This is a genomic window from Jidongwangia harbinensis (assembly GCF_020216025.1).
Lineage (GTDB): Bacteria > Actinomycetota > Actinomycetes > Mycobacteriales > Micromonosporaceae > Actinoplanes > Actinoplanes harbinensis.
In genome coordinates, this window is record NZ_JAIWNC010000060.1 from 13,813 (window position 1) to 35,789 (window position 21,977).

Annotated in this window: 24 protein-coding genes and 1 pseudogene; 19 read left to right on the top strand and 6 right to left on the bottom strand. The window is 72.3% G+C overall.

Features of this window, described 5'->3' with window-relative positions:
• The first annotated feature begins 209 nt into the window (after positions 1 to 209).
• Genes LDL48_RS41115 through LDL48_RS41180 form a run of 14 tightly spaced genes read left to right on the top strand, consistent with a single transcriptional unit; the run spans position 210 to position 12,702 of the window.
• The gene (locus LDL48_RS41115; RefSeq protein WP_225260616.1) at positions 210 to 1,013 is read left to right on the top strand and encodes an AfsR/SARP family transcriptional regulator; all 804 of its coding nucleotides are present in this window, start codon (positions 210 to 212) and stop codon (positions 1,011 to 1,013) included.
• 35 nt (positions 1,014 to 1,048) lie between these two features.
• A complete protein-coding gene (locus tag LDL48_RS41120) occupies positions 1,049 to 2,320 on the top strand; it encodes a beta-ketoacyl-[acyl-carrier-protein] synthase family protein (protein WP_225260617.1) in 1,272 nt (423 codons plus the stop codon).
• Positions 2,317 to 3,594, top strand: a complete 1,278-nt coding sequence (locus LDL48_RS41125; protein ID WP_225260618.1) for a ketosynthase chain-length factor — start codon at positions 2,317 to 2,319, stop codon at positions 3,592 to 3,594. Before LDL48_RS41120 ends, LDL48_RS41125 begins: the two co-directional genes overlap by 4 nt.
• Before the next feature lies 1 nt (position 3,595).
• Entirely contained in the window at positions 3,596 to 3,862 is a 267-nt protein-coding gene (locus LDL48_RS41130; protein ID WP_225260619.1) for an acyl carrier protein, read from the top strand.
• 15 nt (positions 3,863 to 3,877) lie between these two features.
• Positions 3,878 to 4,939, top strand: a complete 1,062-nt coding sequence (locus tag LDL48_RS41135; RefSeq protein WP_225260620.1) for a methyltransferase — start codon at positions 3,878 to 3,880, stop codon at positions 4,937 to 4,939.
• Between the two features lie 25 nt (positions 4,940 to 4,964).
• Positions 4,965 to 5,285, top strand: coding sequence for an antibiotic biosynthesis monooxygenase family protein (locus LDL48_RS41140; RefSeq protein ID WP_225260621.1), 321 nt, complete (start codon positions 4,965 to 4,967; stop codon positions 5,283 to 5,285).
• Entirely contained in the window at positions 5,285 to 6,910 is a 1,626-nt protein-coding gene (locus LDL48_RS41145) for an FAD-dependent monooxygenase (protein WP_225260622.1), read from the top strand. Before LDL48_RS41140 ends, LDL48_RS41145 begins: the two co-directional genes overlap by 1 nt.
• Positions 6,910 to 7,242 carry a TcmI family type II polyketide cyclase gene (locus tag LDL48_RS41150; protein ID WP_225260623.1) on the top strand — a complete coding sequence of 111 codons (333 nt, stop codon included), beginning with the start codon at positions 6,910 to 6,912 and terminating at the stop codon, positions 7,240 to 7,242. The genes LDL48_RS41145 and LDL48_RS41150 overlap by 1 nt, the downstream gene beginning before the upstream one ends.
• 7 nt (positions 7,243 to 7,249) lie before the next feature.
• A complete protein-coding gene (locus tag LDL48_RS41155; RefSeq protein ID WP_225260624.1) occupies positions 7,250 to 8,263 on the top strand; it encodes a class I SAM-dependent methyltransferase in 1,014 nt (337 codons plus the stop codon).
• Positions 8,264 to 8,273: 10 nt separating this feature from the next.
• Entirely contained in the window at positions 8,274 to 8,702 is a 429-nt protein-coding gene (locus LDL48_RS41160) for a cupin domain-containing protein (RefSeq protein ID WP_225260625.1), read from the top strand.
• 18 nt (positions 8,703 to 8,720) lie between these two features.
• Entirely contained in the window at positions 8,721 to 9,188 is a 468-nt protein-coding gene (locus LDL48_RS41165; RefSeq protein ID WP_225260626.1) for an SRPBCC family protein, read from the top strand.
• 37 nt (positions 9,189 to 9,225) lie between these two features.
• Entirely contained in the window at positions 9,226 to 10,899 is a 1,674-nt protein-coding gene (gene accA, locus LDL48_RS41170; protein WP_372472309.1) for an acetyl-CoA carboxylase carboxyl transferase subunit alpha, read from the top strand.
• Positions 10,892 to 11,338, top strand: coding sequence for an acetyl-CoA carboxylase biotin carboxyl carrier protein (locus LDL48_RS41175; RefSeq protein ID WP_225260628.1), 447 nt, complete (start codon positions 10,892 to 10,894; stop codon positions 11,336 to 11,338). Before accA ends, LDL48_RS41175 begins: the two co-directional genes overlap by 8 nt.
• Before the next feature lie 17 nt (positions 11,339 to 11,355).
• A complete protein-coding gene (locus tag LDL48_RS41180; RefSeq protein WP_225260629.1) occupies positions 11,356 to 12,702 on the top strand; it encodes an acetyl-CoA carboxylase biotin carboxylase subunit in 1,347 nt (448 codons plus the stop codon).
• Here LDL48_RS41180 and LDL48_RS41185 read toward each other — a convergent pair.
• Together LDL48_RS41185 and LDL48_RS41190 are read right to left on the bottom strand one after the other, a co-directional pair.
• Positions 12,697 to 13,389: a response regulator gene (locus LDL48_RS41185; protein ID WP_225260630.1), complete on the bottom strand. Its 693-nt coding sequence runs from the start codon at positions 13,387 to 13,389 to the stop codon at positions 12,697 to 12,699. The genes LDL48_RS41180 and LDL48_RS41185 overlap by 6 nt on opposite strands.
• A complete protein-coding gene (locus tag LDL48_RS41190; protein ID WP_443667692.1) occupies positions 13,386 to 14,795 on the bottom strand; it encodes a sensor histidine kinase in 1,410 nt (469 codons plus the stop codon). The genes LDL48_RS41185 and LDL48_RS41190 overlap by 4 nt, the downstream gene beginning before the upstream one ends.
• On the opposite strand from LDL48_RS41190, the gene LDL48_RS41195 reads away from it, so the two are divergent.
• The 3 genes from LDL48_RS41195 to LDL48_RS41205 all read left to right on the top strand — a co-directional run bounded on the left by LDL48_RS41195 (position 14,715) and on the right by LDL48_RS41205 (position 18,074).
• Complete coding sequence (locus LDL48_RS41195) at positions 14,715 to 15,863, top strand: metallophosphoesterase (protein WP_225260632.1); 1,149 nt, start codon at positions 14,715 to 14,717, stop codon at positions 15,861 to 15,863. The two genes, LDL48_RS41190 and LDL48_RS41195, sit on opposite strands and share 81 nt — an antisense overlap.
• 192 nt (positions 15,864 to 16,055) lie before the next feature.
• A complete protein-coding gene (locus LDL48_RS41200; RefSeq protein WP_225260633.1) occupies positions 16,056 to 17,141 on the top strand; it encodes an FHA domain-containing protein in 1,086 nt (361 codons plus the stop codon).
• Positions 17,142 to 17,186: 45 nt separating this feature from the next.
• On the top strand, positions 17,187 to 18,074 hold the full coding sequence (locus LDL48_RS41205; protein WP_225260634.1) for a nucleotidyltransferase domain-containing protein: 888 nt from the start codon (positions 17,187 to 17,189) through the stop codon (positions 18,072 to 18,074).
• On the opposite strand, the gene LDL48_RS41210 is transcribed toward LDL48_RS41205, so the two are convergent.
• From LDL48_RS41210 to LDL48_RS41220, 3 genes are all read right to left on the bottom strand, one after another.
• Positions 18,048 to 18,401 (bottom strand): hypothetical protein, encoded by a 354-nt coding sequence (locus LDL48_RS41210; protein ID WP_225260635.1) that lies wholly within the window; start codon positions 18,399 to 18,401, stop codon positions 18,048 to 18,050. The two genes, LDL48_RS41205 and LDL48_RS41210, sit on opposite strands and share 27 nt — an antisense overlap.
• A 167-nt stretch (positions 18,402 to 18,568) precedes the next feature.
• Complete coding sequence (locus tag LDL48_RS41215) at positions 18,569 to 19,285, bottom strand: lysophospholipid acyltransferase family protein (protein ID WP_225260636.1); 717 nt, start codon at positions 19,283 to 19,285, stop codon at positions 18,569 to 18,571.
• Between the two features lie 13 nt (positions 19,286 to 19,298).
• Positions 19,299 to 19,589: a hypothetical protein gene (locus LDL48_RS41220; protein ID WP_225260637.1), complete on the bottom strand. Its 291-nt coding sequence runs from the start codon at positions 19,587 to 19,589 to the stop codon at positions 19,299 to 19,301.
• 198 nt (positions 19,590 to 19,787) lie between these two features.
• On the opposite strand from LDL48_RS41220, the gene LDL48_RS41225 reads away from it, so the two are divergent.
• Both LDL48_RS41225 and LDL48_RS41230 read left to right on the top strand, forming a co-directional pair.
• On the top strand, positions 19,788 to 20,753 hold the full coding sequence (locus LDL48_RS41225) for a glycosyltransferase family 2 protein (protein WP_225260638.1): 966 nt from the start codon (positions 19,788 to 19,790) through the stop codon (positions 20,751 to 20,753).
• A complete protein-coding gene (locus tag LDL48_RS41230; protein ID WP_225260639.1) occupies positions 20,750 to 21,769 on the top strand; it encodes a glycosyltransferase family 2 protein in 1,020 nt (339 codons plus the stop codon). The genes LDL48_RS41225 and LDL48_RS41230 overlap by 4 nt, the downstream gene beginning before the upstream one ends.
• Here LDL48_RS41230 and LDL48_RS41235 read toward each other — a convergent pair.
• Positions 21,718 to 21,977, bottom strand: a pseudogene (locus tag LDL48_RS41235) (glycosyltransferase family 2 protein); the annotation flags it as partial. The gene LDL48_RS41230 and the pseudogene LDL48_RS41235 sit on opposite strands and share 52 nt — an antisense overlap.

Sequence of the window (21,977 nt, forward strand, 5' to 3'; positions counted from 1 at the left end):
ATTTTACGGCCGTCGATAGCACGTCTGTGCCGACGCAGCCATGCTCCTTTCGATACCCCTGATGCACCCCGTGGGTATCCCATTCGACCTGCCGTTGGGCCGCCTTGTGGGGAAAGCGCGCGACGGCGAGGCTTGGGCAGCAGATTTCCCGACGCACGACTTTCCCGATGCACGACTTCCCATCAGAACTGTCGAGGCAGGCGAATCGCATGGCACAGTTCAAGATCCTGGGGCCGCTGGCCGTGACGAGTGGCGGCCGCGTCTGCACCCCGACCGCGCCGCGGGTACGCACCGTGCTGGCCCTTCTTCTGCTTCAGTCCGGACGGGTCGTGCCGGTCAGCACGATGATCGGCGAGTTGTGGGGCGACCAGCCGGCGAAGAGCGCCCTCACCACCGTGCAGACGTACATCTACCACCTGCGCAAGCTGTTCGCCCGGGAGCGGCTGGAGACGCCCGAGCGGCGGCTGCTGATCAGCCATCCCAACGGGTACGAGCTGCGGCTGCCGCCGGACGCCCTCGACCTCGACGTGTTCGGTCGCCTGGTCGACGAGGGACGGCGTGAGCTGAACGCCGGGCGGCCGGACCGGGCGGCCGGACCGCTGCACCGGGCGCTCGGCCTGTGGACCGGGCCGGCGCTGACCAACGTCACCACCGGGCCGCTGGTCCAGATGCACCTGCTGCAACTGGAGGAACAGCGCATCCGGGCACTGGAGCTGCGGATCCAGTCCGACCTGGAACTCGGCCGGCACCGCGAACTGACCGGGGAGCTGCGGCTGCTGGTCGGCACGCACCCGCTCAACGAGTGGTTCCACCGGCAGCTGATCGTCGTCCTGGACCGGTGCGGGCGGCGGGCCGACGCGCTGCGGGCGTACCAGCAGGTGCGCCGGTTGCTCAATGACGAACTCGGCATCGACCCGTCCGCGGAACTGCAGCGGCTGCACCGGCAGGTGCTCGCCGGCACCGCGCCGTCCTGGCCGTCCCGCCGGGCCGCGGATCTGGCCTCGGTCCGATGACCGCCCATCCCACCGGACGAGAGGGAGACGCACAGATGACTGGTCGGCGGGTCGTGATCACCGGGATCGGGGTGATGGCGCCGGGCGGGCTCGGGGTGAAGTCGTTCTGGGAACTGATCACCGCGGGCCGGACGGCCACCCGTACCATCTCGTTCTTCGACCCGGCGCCGTTCCGCTCGCGGATCGCCGCCGAATGCGACTTCGACCCGGCGGCCGAAGGGCTCAGCCCGCAGGAGATCCGGCGGATGGACCGCGCGGCGCAACTCGCCGTGGTGAGTGCCCGCGACTGCCTGGCCGACAGTGGCCTGCAACTGGGCGACCTCGACCCGTACCGCACCGGGGTCAGCATCGGCACCGCGGTCGGCGCGACGATGAGCCTGGAGCGGGAGTACGCCGTGGTGAGCGACGGCGGCCGGCAGCGGCTGACCGACCACACCTACGCGGTGCCACACCTCTACGACTACCTCGTGCCCGGGTCCTTCGCCCGGGAGGTGGCCTGGCTGGTCGGCGCGGAAGGCCCGGCGACCGTGGTCTCCACCGGGTGCACCTCGGGGCTGGACGCCGTCGGCCACGCCGCGGAACTGATCCGCGAGGGCACGGCCGACGTGATGGTGGCCGGCGCCACCGACGCGCCGATCTCGCCGATCACGTTGGCCTGCTTCGACGCCATCAAGGCGACCACACCGCGCAACGACGACCCGGAGCACGCCTCCCGGCCGTTCGACCGTACCCGCAACGGGTTCGTGCTCGGTGAGGGCGCGGCCATGTTCGTCCTGGAGGAGGCCGGGCACGCGCGGCGGCGCGGCGCCCAGCCGTACGCCGAGGTCGCCGGCTTCGCGTCCCGCTCGAACGCCTACCACATGACCGGGCTGCGGCCGGACGGGCGGGAGATGGCCGAGGCGATCCGGGTCGCGCTGACCGAGGCGCGGCTCAACCCGGCGGACGTGGACTACATCAACGCGCACGGTTCCGGCACCAAGCAGAACGACCGGCACGAGACGGCGGCGTTCAAGCGGAGCCTCGGCGACCACGCGTACCGCACGCCGGTCAGCTCGATCAAGTCGATGATCGGCCACTCGCTGGGCGCGATCGGCTCCATCGAGATCGCCGCGTCGGTGCTCGCCATCCGGCACGGCGTGGTGCCGCCGACGGCCAACCTGCACGAGCCCGATCCCGAGTGCGACCTCGACTACGTGCCGCTGGTGGCCCGGGAACGGCGGATCGACGTGGTGCTGAGCGTGGGCAGCGGGTTCGGCGGTTTCCAGAGCGCGATGCTGCTGGCCAGGCCGGAGCGGGTGGTCGCATGAGTGCGCCCACGGTCACGACGGGACGTGCGGCGGCGGGCCCCGGGTCCGGTACCGCGGTGGTCACCGGCCTCGGTGTGCTGGCGCCGAACGGGCTGGGCGTGGCCGACTACTGGTCGGCCACGCTGGCGGGACGCAGCGGCCTGGGCCGCCTCACCCGGTTCGACCCCAGCCAGTACCCGGCCCAGCTGGCCGGCGAGGTGTCCGGCTTCGACGCCGGGGCGCACATCCCCGGCCGGCTGATGGCCCAGACCGACCCGATGACCCGGCTGGCGCTGGCCGCCGCCGAATGGGCGCTGGCGGACGCCGGTGTCGATCCGGCGGCGCAGCCCGAGTTCGGCATGGGCGTGGTGACGGCGAGCGCCTCCGGCGGATTCGACTTCGGCCACCGTGAGCTGGAGAAGCTCTGGTCGAAGGGCCCGGAGCACGTCAGCGTGTACCAGTCGTTCGCCTGGTTCTACGCGGTCAACACCGGTCAGATCTCCATCCGGCACGGCATGCGCGGGCCCACCGGCGTGCTGGTCGGCGATCAGGCCGGCGGACTGGACGCGGTGGCACAGGCCCGCCGGCAGGTGCGCAAGGGCGTCGGACTGGTGGTCACCGGCGGCGTCGACTCGTGCCTGTGCCCGTGGGGCTGGGTCGGGCAGGTGGCCGGTGGCCGCCTCAGCACCCGGACCGATCCGGCCCGGGCGTACCTGCCGTTCGACGCGGACGCCACCGGATACGTGCCGGGCGAGGGCGGCGCGATCCTGATCCTGGAAGAGGCCGGAGCCGCGGCGAGACGCGGCGTCCCGGTGTACGGCACGGTGGCCGGCTACGCGGCGACGTTCGATCCACGGCCGGGCAGCGGCCGGGAACCGGGGCTGCGCCGGGCGGCCGAGCTGGCGCTGGCCGACGCGGGGGTGGCCGCGGACGACGTCGACGTCGTGTTCGCCGACGCCGCCGGCCTGCCGGCGCTGGACCGGGCCGAGGCCGAGGCGATCGGTGCGGTGTTCCGGACCCGGCGCCGGCCGGTCCCGGTGACCGCCCCGAAGACGATGACCGGCCGGCTCTACTCCGGTGGCGCACCACTGGATCTGGTGGCGGCCCTGTTGGCCATCCGGGACGGCGTGATTCCGCCGACGGTGCACGTCTCCCGGCTGGGCCCGGGCATCGACATCGACCTCGTCCGCGGTGCCGCACGGGAAACACCGGTCCGCACCGCACTGGTGCTGGCCCGCGGCTACGGCGGCTTCAACTCCGCCACCGTACTGACGTCTGCAGAGAAAGGACCATGACATGCCGACCTTCACCTTGGCCGACCTCAATCGGGTGATCCAGGAGGGCGCCGGCCGGGACGGGAACGCCGACTGGGACAGCGACGTGCTGGATCAGCCGTTCAGCGATCTCGGCTACGACTCGCTCGCGCTGCTGGAGACGGCCAGCCGGGTGGAACGGGAGTTCGGCGCCCGGATCGCCGACGACGTGGCGACCGAACTCAGGACCCCGCGCTCCTTCGTCGACCACGTCAACCACCTGCTCGGCGCCGCGTCCGCGCGCCCCTGACCGAAGGACATCGAGATGACTGACGCGAGCGTCGCGGCCGTTGCCACGTTCGACGAGGAACAGGCGCTGGACATCCGGGAGCGGCAGATCGCCGTGCTGGGGAGCTGGCGGCAGATCGGCCACGCCATCCTGGTGGTGAGCGAGCTCGGCGTCGCCGACCACCTGGTGGCGGGCCCGCGGACCGCCGAGGAACTGGCCGAGGCGACCGAGGCGGACGCCGACGCGCTGCGCCGGGTGCTGCGCTGCGTGGCCACGGTCGGCGTGTTCGCCGAGCGGACGGACGGCCGCTTCGAGCTGACCCCGCTGGCCGAGGGGCTGCGCGCGGACCGGATCGGGGGACTGCGCCCGATGGTCCTGTTCAGCGCGGCCGCGTTCACCCGGTTGCCGTACGCGGAGATCATGCACAGCGTCCGCACCGGTGAACCGGCCTTCGACCAGGTCTTCGGCATGTCGTTCTACCAGTACCTGGAAGCGAACCCGGAGGTGAACCGGTTCTTCGAGGGGTTCATGGCGCACTGGAGCCGGCGGCTGGCCGACCGGTTCGCCGGCGAGCTGGCCCCGGAGCGCTTCGGCCGGATCGCCGACGTCGGCGGCGGCAACGGCTACTTCCTGTCGAAGATGCTGCAGCGCCACTCCACCGGTACCGGGGTGCTGCTGGACCTGCCCACGGTGGTGGCCGACGCCGAGCCGGTACTCAAGGAGCACGGCGTCACCGAACGGGTGACCGTCGTGGCCGGCGACTTCTTCACCGACCCGCTGCCGGCCGGCTGCGACGCGTACATCCTGAAGTCGATCATCCACAACTGGCCGGACGAGCGCTGCCTGGCGATCCTGCGCCGGGTCCGGGAGACGATCGGCGACACGGACGCCCGGCTGATCATGATCGACCAGATCGTGCCACCGCTGAACCAGTGGGACCACTCGAAGATCATCGACCTCGACATGCTGGTGCTCTTCGGTGGCAAGGAGCGCAATCTGCGCGAGTGGCAGCAGTTGTTGACCGCCGGCGGCTTCGAACTGGCCAACGAGCCGGCCGCACGCGGCTGGGCGCTTCTGGAAGCCCGTCCGGTCCGGTAACCCCACCGTCCCAACAGGAGTCGTGATGTCCCGCATCGACGTCGACCACCCGGTGGTCACGATGATCAACACGTTCGAGGTGGAACCCGAGAACCAGCAGCAGCTGATCAACATCCTGGTCGAGACCACGGTGTCGGTCATGTGCAAGGTGCCCGGGTTCGTCTCGGCCAACATCCACGCCAGCCTCGACGGCACCCGGGTGGTCAATTACGCCCAGTGGGAGAGCGAGGAGCACATCACCGCGATGCTCAACGACCCGGACGTGCACCCGCACTTCACCCAGGTCCGCGAGATCGCCCGTCCCGACCGTAAGCACTACCGCGTCATCTACAGCGAGGAGGCGTGATGGCCGACGAGACCACCAGCGTGCTGATCGTGGGCGGCGGCCCGGTCGGCCTGGCCACCGCCGTGTTCCTGGCCCATCAGGGCGTCCGGCCGATCCTGGTCGAGCGGCGGTCCGGCTCCTCGGTGATCCCCCGGGCCACCGGCATCCACGCCCGCACCATGGAGCTGTTCCGCTCGGTGGGGCTGGAGGAGGCGGTACGCGCCGCCGGCATGGAGATCGTCGGGCCGGGCAAGGAGCTGGAGAAGGTCCGCGCCGGCCGTGCCACCCCGCTGGTCATGCGCGGCGCGCAGTCGCTCGCGGCGCTCGGCCAGTCGTTCGTGATGGAGGCGCACGACCCGCCGTACGCCGACTTCACCCCCAGCTGGCCGATCTGGTGCGGGCAGGACCACTACGAGCCGATCCTGCTGGACGCGGCGCGCAAGCACGGCGCCGACGTCCGGTTCGATCACGAGGTGCGGTCGCTGACGCAGGACGCCGACGGCGTCGAGGCGGTGGTCGAGGACCTGGCCACCGGCACCACCCGCACCGTCCGGGCCGACTACGCGGTCGCCGCCGACGGGGTGCGCAGCCCGATCCGCGCGGCCCTCGGTATCGGCCAGCGCAGCCAGGGCGTGGCCGGCCAGTTCGTCAGCATCATCTTCCGGGCGACCATCGACGTGGTCGCCGAGCCGCGCGACTTCACGCTCGTCTACCTGCTCAACCCGAAGGCCCAGGGCCTGCTGCTCTTCATCGAACCGGGCCGGTGGATGTTCGGGGTCAACTACTACCCGGAGCGCGGCGAGTCGCCGGCGGACTTCACCCCGGAGCGCTGCGTGGAACTGGCCCGGATCGCCGCCGGCGTGCCGGACCTGGCCGTCGACGTCGAGTCGGCCACCCCGTGGGAGGCCAAGCACATGGTGGCCGACACGTTCCGGTCCGGGCGGATCTTCCTGGCCGGCGACGCCTGCCACGCACACCCGCCGGCCGGTGGGTTCGGGGTGAACGCCGGCATCCAGGACGCGCACAACCTGGCGTGGAAGCTAGCCGCCGTGGTCCGCGGCGAGGCCGCACCGAGCCTGCTGGACACGTACGACGTGGAGCGCCGCCCGGTCGGCGCCGCCACCGCCGACCAGGCCTGGATGCTGTTCCGCACCCGGGGCAAACTCGCCGACGAGGAGAAGGCGGCGTTCCGGGACTTCGTGATCGTGACGATGGGGTACCGGTACGACTCCTCCGCCGTCGTGGGTGCCGAGCCGGGCCAGGAGGTGCTGCCCCGGGAGCTGACGTTCACCGGAGCACCCGGCAGCCGGGCACCGCACGTGTGGCTGACCCGGGCCGGCCGGCGGCTCTCCACGATCGACCTGTTCCAGGGCGGCTTCGTGCTGCTGACCGGCGAGGACGGCGCGGCCTGGCTGTCCGCGGCCAAGAGCGTCGCGAACGGTGCGGTGACCGCGCACCTGATCGGGCCGTCCGGCGACCTGTCCGACCCGGACGGCACCTGGGCCGGCGCGTACGGCGTGTCCAGCGAGGGTGCCGTGCTGGTCCGGCCGGACGGCATGGTGGCCTGGCGGTCACCCGGCGCGGCCGCCGACCCGGAGCGGGCGCTCGGCGACGCGCTCGGGGCCGTCCTCGGCAAGGAACTCTGATGGCTTGGCGCGCGCTCATGGTGATGCGGATGAAGCCGGAACACGCCGACCCGGTGGCCGAACTGTTCGCCGAGCACGACAAGGACGACATGCCCACCACCGTCGGCATCTCCCGGCGGACCCTGTTCCGCTACCACGACCTGTACATGCATCTGCTGGAGGCGGACACCGACGTCCTCGGCCGGCTGCTGGCCGCCCGGGACCGTCCCGACTTCCAGCACATCAACGCCAAGCTCGGCGACTACCTGGAGCGGTACGACCCGGAGAGCTGGCGGGAGCTGAAGGACTCGATGGCGACACCGTTCTACACGTGGTCCCCGGACAAGGAGTGACGCCACCATGCACAAGGATCTGAACCGGCAGGACCTGACCGAGCTGATGCAGGCGTACAAGAAGACCAGTCTGCTGCGTACCGGCGTCGAGCTGGGTGTGTTCGACGTGCTGGCCGCCGCGCCGGCATCGGCGACGGTGGTCGCCGAGCGGATCGGCAGCGATCCCCGGGGCGTGCGGGTGCTGCTCGAGGCGCTCGCCGCGATCCGGCTGCTGGACGCCGACGAGGGGCTGTTCCGGCTCACTCCGGTGGCGGCCGAGCACCTGGTGAGCACCGGCCGCGGCTATGTCGGCGGGATGGTCCGGGTGATGGCCGGCGATCGGGAGTGGGACGCGCTGCGCGACCTGAGCGCCGCGGTGCGCGCCGGTGGCACCGTCCTGGACGTGCACGCCGAGACCCCCGGCTACGACTACTGGGAGGACTTCGCCTCCTACGCGACCGCCGTGGCCGAGCCCACCGCCGAGGTGGTGGCCCGGGTGCTCGGCCCGTGGGCCGACGAGCGCCCGGCGCTCGACGTGCTCGACGTCGCCTGCGGGCACGGCGTGTACGGCTACGTGCTCGCCGCCCACCAGCCGAAGGCCAAGGTCTGGTCGCTGGACTGGCCCAACGTGCTGGCCATCGCGGAGAAGCATGCCGAGCGCCTGGGCGTGCGCGACCGGATGGAGCAGCTGCCCGGCGACATGTTCGAGGTGCCGCTCGGCGGACCCTACGACGTGGTGCTGCTGACCAACGTGACGCACCACTTCTCCGAGGAACGGGTCACCGAGTTGCTGGGCCGGCTGCGCGGCGCGCTGAAGCCGGACGGCCGGCTGGTCATCGTCGGCTTCACGGCCGGTGACGGCCCGCCCGCGGAGGACCCGGCGCCGTACCTGTTCTCCGTGCTGATGCTGGTGTGGACGTTCGAGGGGGAGTCGCACACGGTCGACGCGTACAACCGGGCGCTGCGCAAGGCCGGCTTCAGCGAGGCCACCGTCCATCACACCGACCTGCCGTTCCGCGTCCTGGTCGCGGACCGGCGCTGAGGGGGTCGCCATGTTCCAGCAACCCCTCGTCAAGATCGCACACGCCGACATCGCCGGCACCCGGCGCCTGGGCGGCGACGTGCGCGTCCTGCTCAGCCCGAAGACGGTGGACGCGACCGACGGGTTCCTCGGCACGATCACGATCGAGCCGGGCGAGTTCGTCGCCGAGCAGTACCACCCGTACTCGGACAAGTTCTGCTACCTGGTGCGCGGCGAAGTGACCATGCGGGTGGACGGCGAGGAGATCACGCTCGCCCCGGACGAGGCCCTGATGGTCCGCCGCGGCCAGCGGCACCGCTTCGCCAACCACGGCACCGGGCAGGCGTTCCTGGTCTTCGGGATCGCCCCGCTCGCGCCCCGGCCCGACCTGGGCCACGTCGACACCGAGGAACTACCCCATCCGGACGCCCCGCTGCCGCAGGTCGGCGGCGTGCAATGAGTGGAGAGTGAGGGACCGATGGCCGGACACACCGACAACTCGATCGTCATCAAGGCCCCGTTCGACCTGGTCTGGGACATGACCAACGACATCGAGTCCTGGCCCGTGCTGTTCAGCGAGTACGCCGAGGCGGAGGTGACCGGGCGGAACGGCGACGCCGTCATGTTCCGGCTCACCATGCACCCGGACCCGGAGGGCCGGGTGTGGAGCTGGGTCTCCGAACGGGTGCCCAGCCGGGACGAGAAGATGGTCCGGGCCCGCCGGGTCGAGACCGGCGCGTTCAAGTACATGCACCTGTTCTGGGAGTACACCGAGGTGGACGGCGGTGTGCGGCTGCGCTGGGTGCAGGACTTCGAGCTGCGCGCGGGCGCGCACACCGACGACGCGGGCATGACCGAACACCTCAACCGCACCACCCGACACCAGCAGGCCCGGATCAAGGAGGCGGTCGAGAAGGCCGCCGCCGACCGCGGCCTCAGCGCGTGACCGGGCGGCCCTGATGGCCATCACGCATCCGGCCACGCTGCGGCCCGGCGAGACCGCCACCGCGGACGACTGGGTGGTCTGTCCCGGCTGTGCGGTGCTGGTCTACCGCAAGCGGTTGCGCCGCGACCTCGCGGTGTGCCCGGAGTGCGGCCACCACGGGCGGCTCACCGCGGCCGAGCGGCTCGACCAGCTCCTCGATCCGGGCAGCGCCGTCCCGCTCGGCCCGGTCGTGCCTCCGCGCGACCACCTGGAATTCGTGGACACCCGGCCGTACCCGGACCGGTTGCGCGCCGCGCGGGCCGGCAGCGGACTGGAGGAGGCCGTCGTCTGCGTCCACGGGCGCATCGACGGCCACCCGGTGTACGCCGCCGTGATGGACTTCCGGTTCCTCGGCGGCAGCCTCGGCGCCGCGGTCGGCGAGATGATCACGCGGACGGCCGAGGCGGCGCTCGCCGACCGGACACCGCTGCTGCTGGTCAGCGCGTCCGGCGGCGCCCGGATGCAGGAGGGCGCCCTGTCCCTGATGCAGATGGCCCGGACCAGTGCCGCGCTGGGCGAACTCGACGAGGCCGGCATCCTGACCATCTCCCTGGTCACCGATCCGACCTACGGCGGCGTGGCGGCCTCCTTCGCGACCCTGTGCGACGTGATCATCGCCGAGCCCCGGGCGCGGCTGGGCTTCGCCGGCCCGCGGGTGATCCAGCAGACCATCCGGCAGGTGCTGCCGGCCGGCTTCCAGGAAGCCGAGTCGCTGCTGGAGAACGGGCTGATCGACGACATCCGGCCGCGGTCGGCGCTGCGGCAGACGCTGTCCCGGCTGCTGACCTTCGCGGCCGCCCGCGGCCACCGCTGGCCGGCCGCCGGGGACGGTGCCCTGGTACGCGACCCGGAGGCGCTGCCCTCCCGGGACGCCTGGGAGACCGTACGCATGGCCCGCGACCTCGGCCGGCCGACCACGGTGGACTACCTCGGCTACCTGGTCGAGGGCTTCCAGGAGCTGCACGGCGACCGGGTCTCCGGCGACTGCCCGGCCATCGTCGCCGGCGTCGGGCGGCTGGACGGGCGCGCGGTGGTGGTCGTCGGGCACCAGAAGGGGCACGAGCCCGGGGAACTGATGGCGCGGAACTTCGGGATGGCGACGCCGTCCGGGTACCGCAAGGCCGCCCGGCTGATGCGCCTGGCCGCCAAGCTCGGGGTGCCGGTGGTCACGCTGATCGACACCCCGGGTGCGTACCCGGGGGTGAGCGCGGAGACCGGCGGGCAGGCCGGTGCCATCGCGGAGAACCTGCGCCTGATGGCCGGACTGCCGGTGCCCGTGGTCGCGGTCGTGACCGGCGAGGGCGGCAGCGGCGGCGCGCTGGCGCTCGGCGTCGCCAACCGGGTGCTCATGCTGGCCAACGCGGTCTACTCGGTGATCAGTCCGGAGGGCTGCGCGGCCATCCTGTGGAAGGACCCGGCCGCGGCACCCCGGGCGGCGGCCGCACTGCGCCCGCAGGCCCGTGAACTGCTGCGTACCCAGGTGGTCGACGCGGTCGTGCCGGAGCCGGACGGCGGAGCCCAGGCGGATCCGGTGCGGGCCGCCGCCGCGTTGCGGGCCGGGCTGCTCGCGGCCCTCGACGAGCTGCGCGAGATGACCCCGGGTGATGTGGTGGCCGACCGCCGGGCCCGGTTCCGCCGGCTCGGCACCCCGACAGGAGTGACCAGTGTCTGATGACCCGCTCGACGACGTCGGCCGGAGATTGTCCCGGCTGGTGTCCGCACTGCCCGGACCGGTGCGCCGGATCCGGCTCCAGCAAGGCGACGTCGTGGTCGACGTGGAGTGGCCCGGCGAGGTCACCACGGTGGCCTCCGCCGCCGCGGCCCCGCCGCCGGTGGCGGCCGCCGACCCGGCCGAGACCGAGGCGCACTACGTGTGCGCGGCCCTGGTGGCCACGTTCTACCGGGCGCCGAAACCGGGCGCGGACCCGTTCGTCCGGACCGGCGACACCGTCGTGGCCGGCCAGCAGATCGCCATCCTGGAGGCGATGAAGATGATGATGCCGGTGACGGCGGACGTCGCCGGGGAGGTGACGCGGGTGCTGGTCGAGGACGGCGCCCCGGTCGAGTACGGCCAGCGTCTGTTCGCCATCGCGCCGCCTACGGCGGACTGAGACCGACGAGGGGAACCGTGTTCGACACAGTGCTCATCGCCAACCGTGGCGAGATCGCGGTACGCGTGGCGCGGACCTGCCGCGAGATGGGCGTCCGTACCGTGGCCGTCTACTCCACCGCCGACCGGGACTCCGCGGTGACGCGGATCGCCGACTCGGCCGTCCACATCGGACCGGCGCCGGCCAGGCGCAGCTACCTGAACGTGCCGGCGGTCATCGAGGCGGCCCGGCAGTCCGGCGCGGACGCCATCCATCCCGGCTACGGCTTCCTCTCCGAGGATCCGGACTTCGCCGAGGTCTGCGAGGCGCACGGCATCGTGTTCATCGGACCGCCGCCGGGGGTGATGGCGACGATGGGGGACAAGGCGCTGGCGCGCGCCGTGCTCTCCCGGGCCGGCCTGCCGGTGCTGCCCGGCAGCGAGGCGTCCGTGGACGACGTGAGTACGGCGCGCGACCTCGCCGACGGGATCGGCTACCCGGTCATCATCAAGGCCGTCGCGGGTGGTGGCGGCCGCGGTGTCCGGGTGGTGTCCGAACCGGGCGACCTGCCGCAGGCCTACCACGAGTCACGGGCGTCCGCGCAGGCGCTCTTCGCCGACAGCCGGGTCTATCTGGAGCGGTACCTGCAGTCCGCACGGCACGTCGAGGTCCAGGTCCTCTGCGACCGGTACGGCAACGCGGTGCACCTGGGCGAACGGGACTGCTCGGTGCAGCGCCGGCACCAGAAGCTGATCGAGGAGTCACCCGCGCCCGGGCTGTCCGCGGATCTGATCGACCGGATGCGCGCGGCCGCGGTGCGCGGTGCGCTCGCCGTCGGGTACGAGGGCGTCGGCACCTTCGAGTTCCTGGTCGGCGGCGACGACGACTTCTACCTGATGGAGGTCAACTGCCGGATCCAGGTTGAGCACCCGGTGACCGAGATGGTCACCGGCATCGACCTGGTCCGACAGCAGCTGCTGGTGGCGTCCGGTGAACCGCTCGATCTGCAGCAGTCCGACGTGGTGGTCCGGGGCGTGGCCGTGGAGTGCCGGGTCAACGCCGAGGACCCGGACCGGGACTTCCTGCCCACCGCGGGCACGCTCACCGAGTTCGAGCCGTCCGGCGGGCCGTTCGTCCGGGTGGACACGCACGCCTACCGGGGCTACCGGGTGCCGCTGGAGTACGACTCGCTGCTGGCGAAGGCCGTGGTGTGGGCGCCCGACCGGGACGAGGCCCTGGCCCGCATGGCGCGGGTGCTGGCCGAGTTCCGGGTCGCCGGTCCCGGCGTGTGCACGAGCATCGGCTTCCTGCGTACCGCGATCGAGCACCCGCTGTTCCGGGGCGCCAAGCACGACACCTCGTTCACCGAGACGTTCCTCTCATGACACCGGGGGCGGGCTGCCGGGCAGCCGGGCCAGGCCGGTCTCATAGGCGAAGAAGACCAGTTGGGCGCGGTCGCGGGCGCCGAGTTTGGCCATCGCCCGGTGTACGTGGGTGCGGGCGGTGGACGGGCTCATGAACAGGCGCCGGCCGATCTCCTCGTTGCTCAGGCCACCGGCCACGAGCGTCATCACCTCGCGCTCGCGGTCGGTGAGCCCGGCCAGCCTGGAGCGGTCCACCTGTCGCGGCGTGTCCACCGGGGACTGCGCCACGAACTGGGCGATGAGCCGTTTGGTGGCACCCGGGGAGAGCAGCGCGTCCCCGGCCGCCACCACCCGCAACGCGGTACGCAGGTCGGCGGGCTCGATGTCCTTGGTGAGGAACCCGCTGGCGCCGGCGCGCAGGGCGTCCGCGACGTAGTCGTCGAGCTCGAAGGTGGTGAGCACCACGACCCGGGTGGCCGCCAGGGCGGGGTCGGCGAGCAGCAGCCTGGTGGCCTCCAGGCCGTCCATGACCGGCATCTGCACGTCCATCAGCACGATGTCCGGCCGGGTCGAGCGGACCACCTGCAGCGCCTCGGTGCCGTTGCCCGCCTCGCCGACCACCTCGAGGTCGTCGCTGTTGTCCAGCACGCCGCGCAGGCCCGCGCGGATCAGGGCCTGGTCGTCGGCGATCACCACCCGGATCGTCATGCGGCCGCCCGCACCGGTAGCCGGGCGTGCACCCGGAATCCGCCGCCGGGCCGGAATCCGGCGTCCAGCGACCCGTGCACCGCGGAGACCCGCTCGGCCATCCCGGCCAGGCCGAACCCCTGCGCCACCGGTTGCCGGCGGGCCGAGCCGTCGTCGGTTATCTCGATGGTGAGCGCGTCCGGTTCGTAGCGGACCTCGACGGTGACCGTGGTGGCCTCCGCGTGCCGGATCACGTTCGTCAGCGACTCCTGGATCACCCGGTACGCGGTGAGGTCGAGCGTCGACGACAACGGTCGTGGCCGGCCCGACACCGCCTTGTCGACGTGCAGTCCGGCGGTGCGCGCGACGTCCAGCAGGTCGTCGAGCTGCGCGAGGCTGTTCGGCTGGTCCCGCTCGCCGCGCAGGATCGTCAGCACGCCCTTGAGTTCGCCCAGGCCCTGCCGGGCCGATTCGCGGATCGACCGCAGCGCCGCCCGCGCCTGCGCCGGCCGTTCCTCGAGGACGTCGTCGGCGAGCCCGGCCTGGATGGTGATCGCGGCCATCGTCTGGCCGAGTACGTCGTGCATCTCCCGGGCGATGCGGAGCCGTTCCTGGGTGACCTGCCGGGCCGCCTCGCGTTCGCGTTCGGCGGCGGCGAGTTCGATCCGTTCCCGCCGGCTGCGCAGGGTCTCGCCGAGCAGCACGATCGACACGAGCAGCGCCACGTCGTTGATCACCGCGTTGATCACGGGGAGCGCCGACATGTTGAACTGGGACTGGCGCGCGAACAGTCCGCCGATCACGAAGACGGCCGCCACCAGCAGCGCCCACTGGAACCGGCCCGCGACCGCGGCGGAGAAGAGCGCGGCGGCCAGCGGTATCGCGGCGGCGATGCCCGGGTACTCCAGAATGTAGTACGTCATCAGGGTGGCGATCGTCGCGAACAGCACGGCCAGCGGCCACCGGCGGCGCGCCAGCAGCAGCCCGCCCGTGATCACGCCGAGCAGGTAGGCCACCGCGTCCGGGGGGCGTGAGTTCGGCTCGTCGGCCACCTGGATCGCGATCACCACCGCACCCGCGACGGCCGTCGCCAGCACCGCATCCGCGAGTATCGGAACCGGCGGTCTGCGCCACCACTGTTCGACCACATCGCCCAACCTATCCGTACCCGGGCCGGGTGCCGTAGGCGCGACGGCCGGGTACGCCCAGCGCCGTACCGGGCGGAGCGAGCTACGCGGATCGCCGTACCCGGGCGCCGGTGGCGGGCGGATGTCCGGAAGGTCCGCGGGCCGGTAGCGTGCGGACGTCACCTGCCCGCCGGCGAGAGAGCTTGGGAACCAGCCTGAATGACCATCCCATGGTGGGTGCTGCCGCAGTCGCTCGCGCTCGCGGTCGTACACCTCTACCTGTGGTGGCGCACGGTCCACGGCACCACGGTCCGAGCCGGGCGGACGCGGCGGATCGGCACGCTGGTGCTGGCGGTGCTGTGGGCGTCGATCCCCGCGGCTCTGGTCGCCATGCACGTGTGGGATCCGGACGTGGCGGCCTGGATCGTCTGGCCCGGCTTCCTCTGGTACGCGCTGATGGTCCAGATGACGCTGGTGCTGCTGCTGGTGGAGCCGGTCCGAGCGGTGGCCGCGCTGGTCCGCCGGCGCCGGGCCCGGCCGGTCGACGCGGACCGGCGGCGGGTGCTGGCCCGCGGCATCACGGTGGCCGCCGGCGTCGCGGCCGGCGGGATCACCGGGTACGGCATGGCCACCGCGTTCGGCGCGCCGGACCTGGAGCGCGTCACGGTCCGGATCCGCCGGCTCTCGCCCACGGCGGCCGGATTCAGGATCGCGGTCCTGTCCGACCTCCACCTCGGTGTGATGATCGGGAAGTCGTACGCCCAACGGATCGTCGACATCGTCAACGCCGAGAATCCCGACCTGATCGCGATCGTCGGCGACCTGGTGGACGGAACCGTCCAGCACCTCGGGCCGGACGCCGCACCGTTGCAGGGGCTGCGCGGCAGGTACGGGACCTACTTCGTCACCGGCAACCACGAGTACATCTCCGGTGCCGACGCATGGGTGCGGGAACTCGGGCGCCTCGGCATCCGGACGCTGCGCAACGAGCGGGTGGCGCTGCCCGGGTTCGATCTGGCCGGGGTCACCGACGTCACCGGTGCGGAGGAGCGGGACGCCCCGGACTTCGACCGGGCGCTCGGCGGCCGTGACCCGGGCCGTCCGGTGGTCCTGCTGGCACATCAGCCGGTGCACGTGCACGAGGCCGCCCGCCGCGGCGTTGATCTGCAACTGTCCGGACACACCCACGGCGGTCAGTTCATTCCGATCAACATCTTCACGGCCATGGAGCAGCCCACGCTCGCCGGGCTGGAACGGTACGGCGACACCCAGCTCTTCGTCACCCGCGGTGCGGGTTTCTGGGGACCGCCGGTGCGGGTCGGCTCACCACCGGACATCGGCATCGTCGAGCTGCGCCCGGCGCAGTGACATCGCCGGCGCCCGCCGGTGCCCGTCCGCCCGCCGACGGCTGACCGGGGCCCGGTGGGTGTGCCGGCCGGAACGCGGATGTCTTGTCGCCGACACAGACACGCGCCGGGCAGGGCGGCGGCGCACAATCGAATCTTCCCGCAATCGCACCTTTTGTATGCCGGCTCGCACCCCGGAGGCACGGTGGAAGCGATGCGTCTTCAGGTCGTCGCCGGGCCTGCCCTCGGTATGGCGTACCGGATCGTGCCCGGACCGCAGACCATCGGGCGCGACGAGCAGGCGGACCTGGTGCTACCCGACCCCGATGTGAGCCGCCGGCATGCCCAGCTGAGCTGCGACGGCGAGACGGTCACCCTCGCCGACATCGGGTCGACGAACGGCACGTTCCGCAACGGCGATCGCATCGTTGCGCCGGTCCGGCTGCGACCCGGAGATGTGATCGGGTGCGGCCGGAGCCGGCTCGCCTACGTGCCGGAGCCGGAAGCGGGAACGTCCGGCGCGCACCCGGGGGACGCGCGACGGTCGCCGCCCGCCGCTACCGGCGTCCCCCGGGTCCGGTTCGGCCGGGTGATGCTGGTCGGTGGCCTGGTGGAGGCGGTGGGGCTCCTGGCGGCCGGCGTCGTGACGCTGGTCGGGAAGACCGCGCTGAGTACGCCGCTGTGGCTGCTGACCCCGGTCGCCGCGGTCGTCGCGGGCATGGTCAAGGCGGCCACCGAGGCGGCCGCCGGTCCGGCCCATGCTCCGGCCGGCGGCACAAGGACGAACGTGCGCACCGGCGTCCCGGTATGGGCCGCGGTCCTGGCCGTCCTCCTGGTGATCGGCGTGGGCGGCTACGGCGTCGCGGCCGGTGCCCGGTACGCGATCGGGTGGGTGACCGGCGACGAGCCGCGGACCGGCGGCGAGCGCCTCGCGGCCGCACCGCGCTCCGACCGCAGTGGGCAGGTCACCGTCAAGGTCACCAGCATCGCGAACACCAGGCATTTCACCAAGGTCACGATGGCCGTGACCAACGGGGAGGACGAGCCCGCGACTCTGACCCTCTACGCCAACTGCGTCCTGTCCGCCGGCGACGTCACGCTGGAGGCCGACACGTTCCGCAGCGACTGGGCGGACACGGTGCCGCCGGGCAGCACCCAGAAGGGCGTGGTGACATTCGCCGGCCATCTGCCGCCGGGCGCGGCCACCGCGCAGCTGAGCATCAACCGGGTCTTCGTCTTCGGCCGGTTCGGGAAGGACGACTCCATCGTGATCCGGTCCATTCCGCTGCGCGCGGCGTGAGCGGCGCGCAGGCGTGTCCGCCACGCGCATCGGATACTGGGGTGCATGAACGACAGCGACGACATCGGGCCGACGCCGGGAGTTCTGACGCCCTACCAGAGACTCGACGACGTGCTGGTCGGCTACGCGGGAACCGTGCGCGAGGTGCTGGCCGACAACTTCGTGGGTCTGTACCTGCTGGGCTCACTGGCGATCGGTGACTTCGATCTGACCAGCGACGTCGACTTCATGGTGGTGACCGGGAACGAGTTGAGCGACGACGAACTGCACCGCCTGCGGCCCGCGCATCGGGAGTTCACCGGCCGGGACACCCGCTGGGTGAAGCACTTCGAGTACTCGTTGTTCTCCCTGCGGAAACTCGGCGCGAAGTCGTCGCCCTACCGGGACGACGGAAGCCGCAACGAGTCTGCCGACCGGCTGCTCTGGTACTTCGACAACGGCGCGCGGACGCCCGTCTTCTCCGATCACGACAACTCCCTGGTGTCGCGCTGGACGCTGCGGCACCGGAGCCGCCCGGTGCTCGGGCCGGAACCGGCGACCTTCGCGCCGGAGGTGACGGCGAATGAGCTGCGACGTGAGATCAGAAGCTCGATGCTCGGATGGGAGAGGCTCGTCATCGACGATGCCTCGCCGTTCGACAACCGGTTCCACCAGGTGTTCCTGGTGCTGAACAACTGCCGCACCCTGCAGGGCCTGCACCACGGCCGGATCACCTCCAAGAAGGAGGGCGTGCACTGGGCGAAACGGCATCTCGACCCGGAGTGGCACACGTTCATCGAGCACTGCTGGCAGGAACGCCAGGATACGGGCATCAACGTCAGGCAGCCGGCGGATCCGGAAGCCTTCCGGCGGACCATCGCCTTCATGCGGTACACGGCTCGGCTCGCCGAGGCGTACCGGGTGCCGTCAGCTGAGCGGCACGCCGGCCGGTGACGAGGCGGTCGGTCCGGCGGGATCGTTCCAGGGGAACGGGGTGAGGTCGGGCGCGACCCAGGTGCCGCGCGCCTCGGCGCCGGCCAGTGTCGCGGACCGGTAGAAGCGGGTGAGCAGGCGCTTGTCGAACAGGGCGGGGGTCCGGCCGGCGAACGCGGCGAAGTCCTCCTCGTGATTCTCGGCCGCGTGGTACCCGACCAGTTCCACCCATGCCCGGCTCACCGTGGTCGGTACTTCTGCGGTGCGCCCGGTCGCCATCACCTGAGCCATCAGCGCTTCGAAGGCCGGTGCGGCCGGGCCGGGACCCGTGGGCGGCGGTGTGGTCATGGGTGCGCCTCCGTCCGGGTGCGCAGAGCGGTGTTGCCCGTCGGCAAGGACGGCCAGATCGGATTATAGGAAATCGTGGTTCCGGGGCGAGGGATTAACGTCCGCCGGACCGCGGAGCGTGATACACCGGACCGCGGAGCGTGATAAACCAGGCCGCCGCGGGCGGCTCAGTCGGCGAGTGCCTTGGCGATCGCGTCGCGCGCCGCGTCGCGCAGGGCGGCCGCGTCGGCGAAGTCGGCCGGCGCGAGCGGCGCCAGCACCTCGACCCGCGCCCGGATGTGGTCGCGCAGGATCAGCCCCTCCCGGGGCAGGGCTCGCCGGGTGCCGTGCACGGCGATCGGGAAGACCGGCACGCCGTGCCGCACCGCCAGCTCGAACGCGCCGGCCTTGAACGGCAGCAGGGTGCCGTCCGAGGTACGCCGTCCCTCGGGGAACATCATCAGGGGCGCACCGGACGCCAGCAGCGTGCTGCAGCGCTCCATCATCCGCCGCACCGACGACCCGCTGCCGCGGACCACCGGCACGTATCCGTTGAGGCGCATGTTCCAGCCGATCACCGGCACCCGGAAGATCTCGTCCTTGGAAACCCACTTGAACGGCCGGAACAGCGCGAACAGCACCAGGATGTCGATCAGCGAGGCATGGTTCGCGACCAGCACCGCCGCTCCGCGCCAGGGCAGCCGGTCGCGGCGGTGGATCCGCAGCCGCCACAGCGGGTTGACGTAGACGTAGAACGCGGCCCAGGCCGACGAGTAGAGGTGCAGTGCGACCCGGCGCCGGTCGAACGGCAGCGTCACCAGCCACACCAGCACCGCACCGGCGAAGAAGACCGGGGAGGTGATGCCGATGAAGGCCCAGTACCCGACGGAGAACACCTGCAGCATGCCGACATTCTCCTCAATCGTCGTCGGAGCGGCCGAGGCCGACGTCGGCCAGGCCCTCGCGGTCCGTGCCGGTCGGTCCGTCGGCGACGGCACGGGCGGCGGCCCGCCGCCGGGTTCCGGTCCGGATCAGCGTGCCTAGGCCGACCAGCGCCGCCACCACCGCGACGGCCAGCCACGGTGCGACCCCCTCCAGGAACGCCAGGAGCCGCCAGACCTGGGAGAGGGCGTACCAGATCCACCAGCCGCCGAGGTCGTCCGGTTCGAGCGTGGTCAGCGGGGGACCGGTGGTCGCGAAGGGGAACACCCCGGGACCGTATCCGCCGGCCGCAAGCCGCCCGTGCACCGGGCGCCGCGAGCCGGCCGGCACTGGCCGGACGGTGCGGGTGGGCTCCTCCGTTCGGCCCTGATCCCGGATCGTCGTTCAGCCGGCGGCGGCGCGGCCGATGGCTAGGGACAGCTGTCTTCGCACACCCCCCGGCGCAGCAAGGCAAAGGACTCCGACATGACGCACGAACGCCGCAAGACTCCGCGCCTGACGCACGGCCGGCGGAGGACCCCACCGGGTGCACCGCGACGGGCCCCGGACGTGAGCGTCGTCATCCCCACGCTCAACGAGGCGCTGAACCTGCCGCACGTCTTCGAGGCGCTACCCGCCGGCCTGCACCAGGTGGTCCTGGTCGACGGCGGCTCCACCGACGGGACCGTCGAGGTGGCCCGGCAGCTGCGCCCCGACGTCGTCGTGGTGCAGCAGACCCGGACCGGCAAGGGCAACGCGCTGGCCACCGGCTTCGCCGCCTGCACCGGTGACGCCATCGCGATGATCGACGCGGACGGATCCACCGACCCCGCCGAGATCCACCGCTTCATCGAGGCGCTCACCGACGGCGCCGAGTTCGCCAAGGGCTCCCGCTTCGCCAAGGGCGGGCACAGCCACGACATCACGCCGCTGCGCCGGGTCGGCAACGAGGGCCTCAACTTCGTGGTCAACCGTCTCTTCGGCACCAGGTTCACCGACCTGTGCTACGGCTACAACGCGTTCTGGCGCCGCGCGGTGCCGGTGATGGACCTGCCGCCCACCGACCTGCCGCGTCCGGCCGACGGAAGCAAGCTGTGGGGCGACGGCTTCGAGATCGAGACCCTGATCAACATCCGGGTCGCGGCCAGCGGCATGCGGGTCAAGGAGGTCTCCAGCATCGAGCACCTCCGCATCCACGGCACCAGCAACCTGGACACCTTCCGCGACGGCGCCCGGGTGCTCCGTACCATCGTCAGTGAATTCCGGCGCCGCACCGCGCAGCGGCGTGCCGCGGCCAAGGCCGCCACCCGGCCCGCCGGGTCCGCCGAGCGGGTCAGGACCGTCCCGGTGCTCACCGTTCCCGGCGGCAGCTGGCACGGCACCGTGGACGCGTTGCTGACCTCCGAGTCGGAGAGCCGGAACGCCGCGGACGAGTCCGAGATTCGCGGATGACCGCCGCGGGCCCGGCTCAGGCCAGCATCGTCATTCCCTGCCACAGCGAGCGCGGGTGGGACGCGCTGGTCGGTGCGGTCGCGTCGGCGCTCGCGCAGCGGCCCGCCCCGGCCGAGGTGGTCGTGGTGGTCGACCACAACCCCCGGCTGTACGAGCGGGCGCGGCGCGAGTTGTCCGGGGTGACCGTGCTGGAGAACCGTTTCCCCCAGGGCGCCTCGGGCACCCGTAACACCGGGGCCTGGCACACCACCACGCCGTTGGTGGCCTTCCTGGACGGAGACATCAAGGCCGGCCCGCAATGGCTGGCGCAACTGGTGGCGCCGTTCGAGGACCCGTCGGTGGTCGGCACCGGCGGGGCCATCGCGGCCGCCTGGCACCGGTCCCAGCCGCGGTGGATGCCCGACGAACTGCTGTGGGCGGTGGGCGCGTCGTACGCCGGGATGCCGGTCGACACCGCGCCGGTGCGCAACGTGTGGTCGGCCAGCATGGCCGTACGGCGTGACGTCTTCACCGAGGTCCGTGGTTTCCGCGAGGGGTTCGGCAAGCTCGGCGGCCGGAACCGCCCCGAGGACACCGACCTCTGCCTGCGGATGAACGCCACCGGCGGCCGATGGATGTACGTGCCGAAGGCCGTGGTGGACCACCACGTTCCGGCCGAGCGGTCCACGTTCCGGTTCGTGCTGCGCCGCTGCTACGCCGAGGGGCGCGGCAAGGTGCAGATGGCCGGGCTGAACCAGGGCTCGAGCAGCCTCGGCGCGGAGCGTTCCTACCTGACCCGCACGCTGCCCCGGGCCCTGCTGCGGGACGTACGCGGAGCCATCGCGCCGCGCGACGCCGGGCCACCGGCCCGCGGGGTGCACGCCGCCCGCGCCGCGACGATCGTGGTGGCGGTTGCCGCGGCGGCCGTCGGCGGCGCCGCGGAGACGATCGGCGCCCGGTCCCGGGCCGAGCCGGGACGGCGCGCTCACCTACCGGCGCGGCTCTTCGCGGCGGCCGCGCGCCGGCCCCTGAGGTAGGCGCCCGGTCCGGCCAGCATGCCGCGGCGGTTGGCTTTGAGCAGGTCGCGGGGGAAGTCGTGTTGCAGGGTGGAGACGCGCGGGCTGTCGGGGCTGGTGAGGTCGCGGAGGGCGCCGGGTGCGAGTTTGAGCAGGGGCCAGAGCAGGGTGGGGCGGTGCAGGAGGAGGCTGGTGTAGGCGGCGGTGAGGCCGGTGCCGTAGCCGAGCA

Excerpts from the sequence above, each read along its gene's own strand:
- LDL48_RS41150 (WP_225260623.1), top strand. The coding sequence starts at position 6,910 with ATGGCTTGGCGCGCGCTCATGGTGATGCGGATGAAGCCGGAACACGCC.
- LDL48_RS41125 (WP_225260618.1), top strand. The coding sequence starts at position 2,317 with ATGAGTGCGCCCACGGTCACGACGGGACGTGCGGCGGCGGGCCCCGGG.
- LDL48_RS41230 (WP_225260639.1), top strand. The coding sequence starts at position 20,750 with ATGACCGCCGCGGGCCCGGCTCAGGCCAGCATCGTCATTCCCTGCCAC.
- LDL48_RS41130 (WP_225260619.1), top strand. The coding sequence starts at position 3,596 with ATGCCGACCTTCACCTTGGCCGACCTCAATCGGGTGATCCAGGAGGGC.
- LDL48_RS41210 (WP_225260635.1), bottom strand. The coding sequence starts at position 18,401 with ATGACCACACCGCCGCCCACGGGTCCCGGCCCGGCCGCACCGGCCTTC.
- LDL48_RS41205 (WP_225260634.1), top strand. The coding sequence starts at position 17,187 with ATGAACGACAGCGACGACATCGGGCCGACGCCGGGAGTTCTGACGCCC.
- LDL48_RS41155 (WP_225260624.1), top strand. The coding sequence starts at position 7,250 with ATGCACAAGGATCTGAACCGGCAGGACCTGACCGAGCTGATGCAGGCG.
- LDL48_RS41120 (WP_225260617.1), top strand. The coding sequence starts at position 1,049 with ATGACTGGTCGGCGGGTCGTGATCACCGGGATCGGGGTGATGGCGCCG.
- LDL48_RS41165 (WP_225260626.1), top strand. The coding sequence starts at position 8,721 with ATGGCCGGACACACCGACAACTCGATCGTCATCAAGGCCCCGTTCGAC.
- LDL48_RS41135 (WP_225260620.1), top strand. The coding sequence starts at position 3,878 with ATGACTGACGCGAGCGTCGCGGCCGTTGCCACGTTCGACGAGGAACAG.
- LDL48_RS41145 (WP_225260622.1), top strand. The coding sequence starts at position 5,285 with ATGGCCGACGAGACCACCAGCGTGCTGATCGTGGGCGGCGGCCCGGTC.
- LDL48_RS41140 (WP_225260621.1), top strand. The coding sequence starts at position 4,965 with ATGTCCCGCATCGACGTCGACCACCCGGTGGTCACGATGATCAACACG.
- LDL48_RS41215 (WP_225260636.1), bottom strand. The coding sequence starts at position 19,285 with ATGCTGCAGGTGTTCTCCGTCGGGTACTGGGCCTTCATCGGCATCACC.
- LDL48_RS41200 (WP_225260633.1), top strand. The coding sequence starts at position 16,056 with ATGCGTCTTCAGGTCGTCGCCGGGCCTGCCCTCGGTATGGCGTACCGG.
- LDL48_RS41115 (WP_225260616.1), top strand. The coding sequence starts at position 210 with ATGGCACAGTTCAAGATCCTGGGGCCGCTGGCCGTGACGAGTGGCGGC.
- LDL48_RS41185 (WP_225260630.1), bottom strand. The coding sequence starts at position 13,389 with ATGACGATCCGGGTGGTGATCGCCGACGACCAGGCCCTGATCCGCGCG.
- LDL48_RS41160 (WP_225260625.1), top strand. The coding sequence starts at position 8,274 with ATGTTCCAGCAACCCCTCGTCAAGATCGCACACGCCGACATCGCCGGC.
- LDL48_RS41225 (WP_225260638.1), top strand. The coding sequence starts at position 19,788 with ATGACGCACGAACGCCGCAAGACTCCGCGCCTGACGCACGGCCGGCGG.
- LDL48_RS41195 (WP_225260632.1), top strand. The coding sequence starts at position 14,715 with ATGACCATCCCATGGTGGGTGCTGCCGCAGTCGCTCGCGCTCGCGGTC.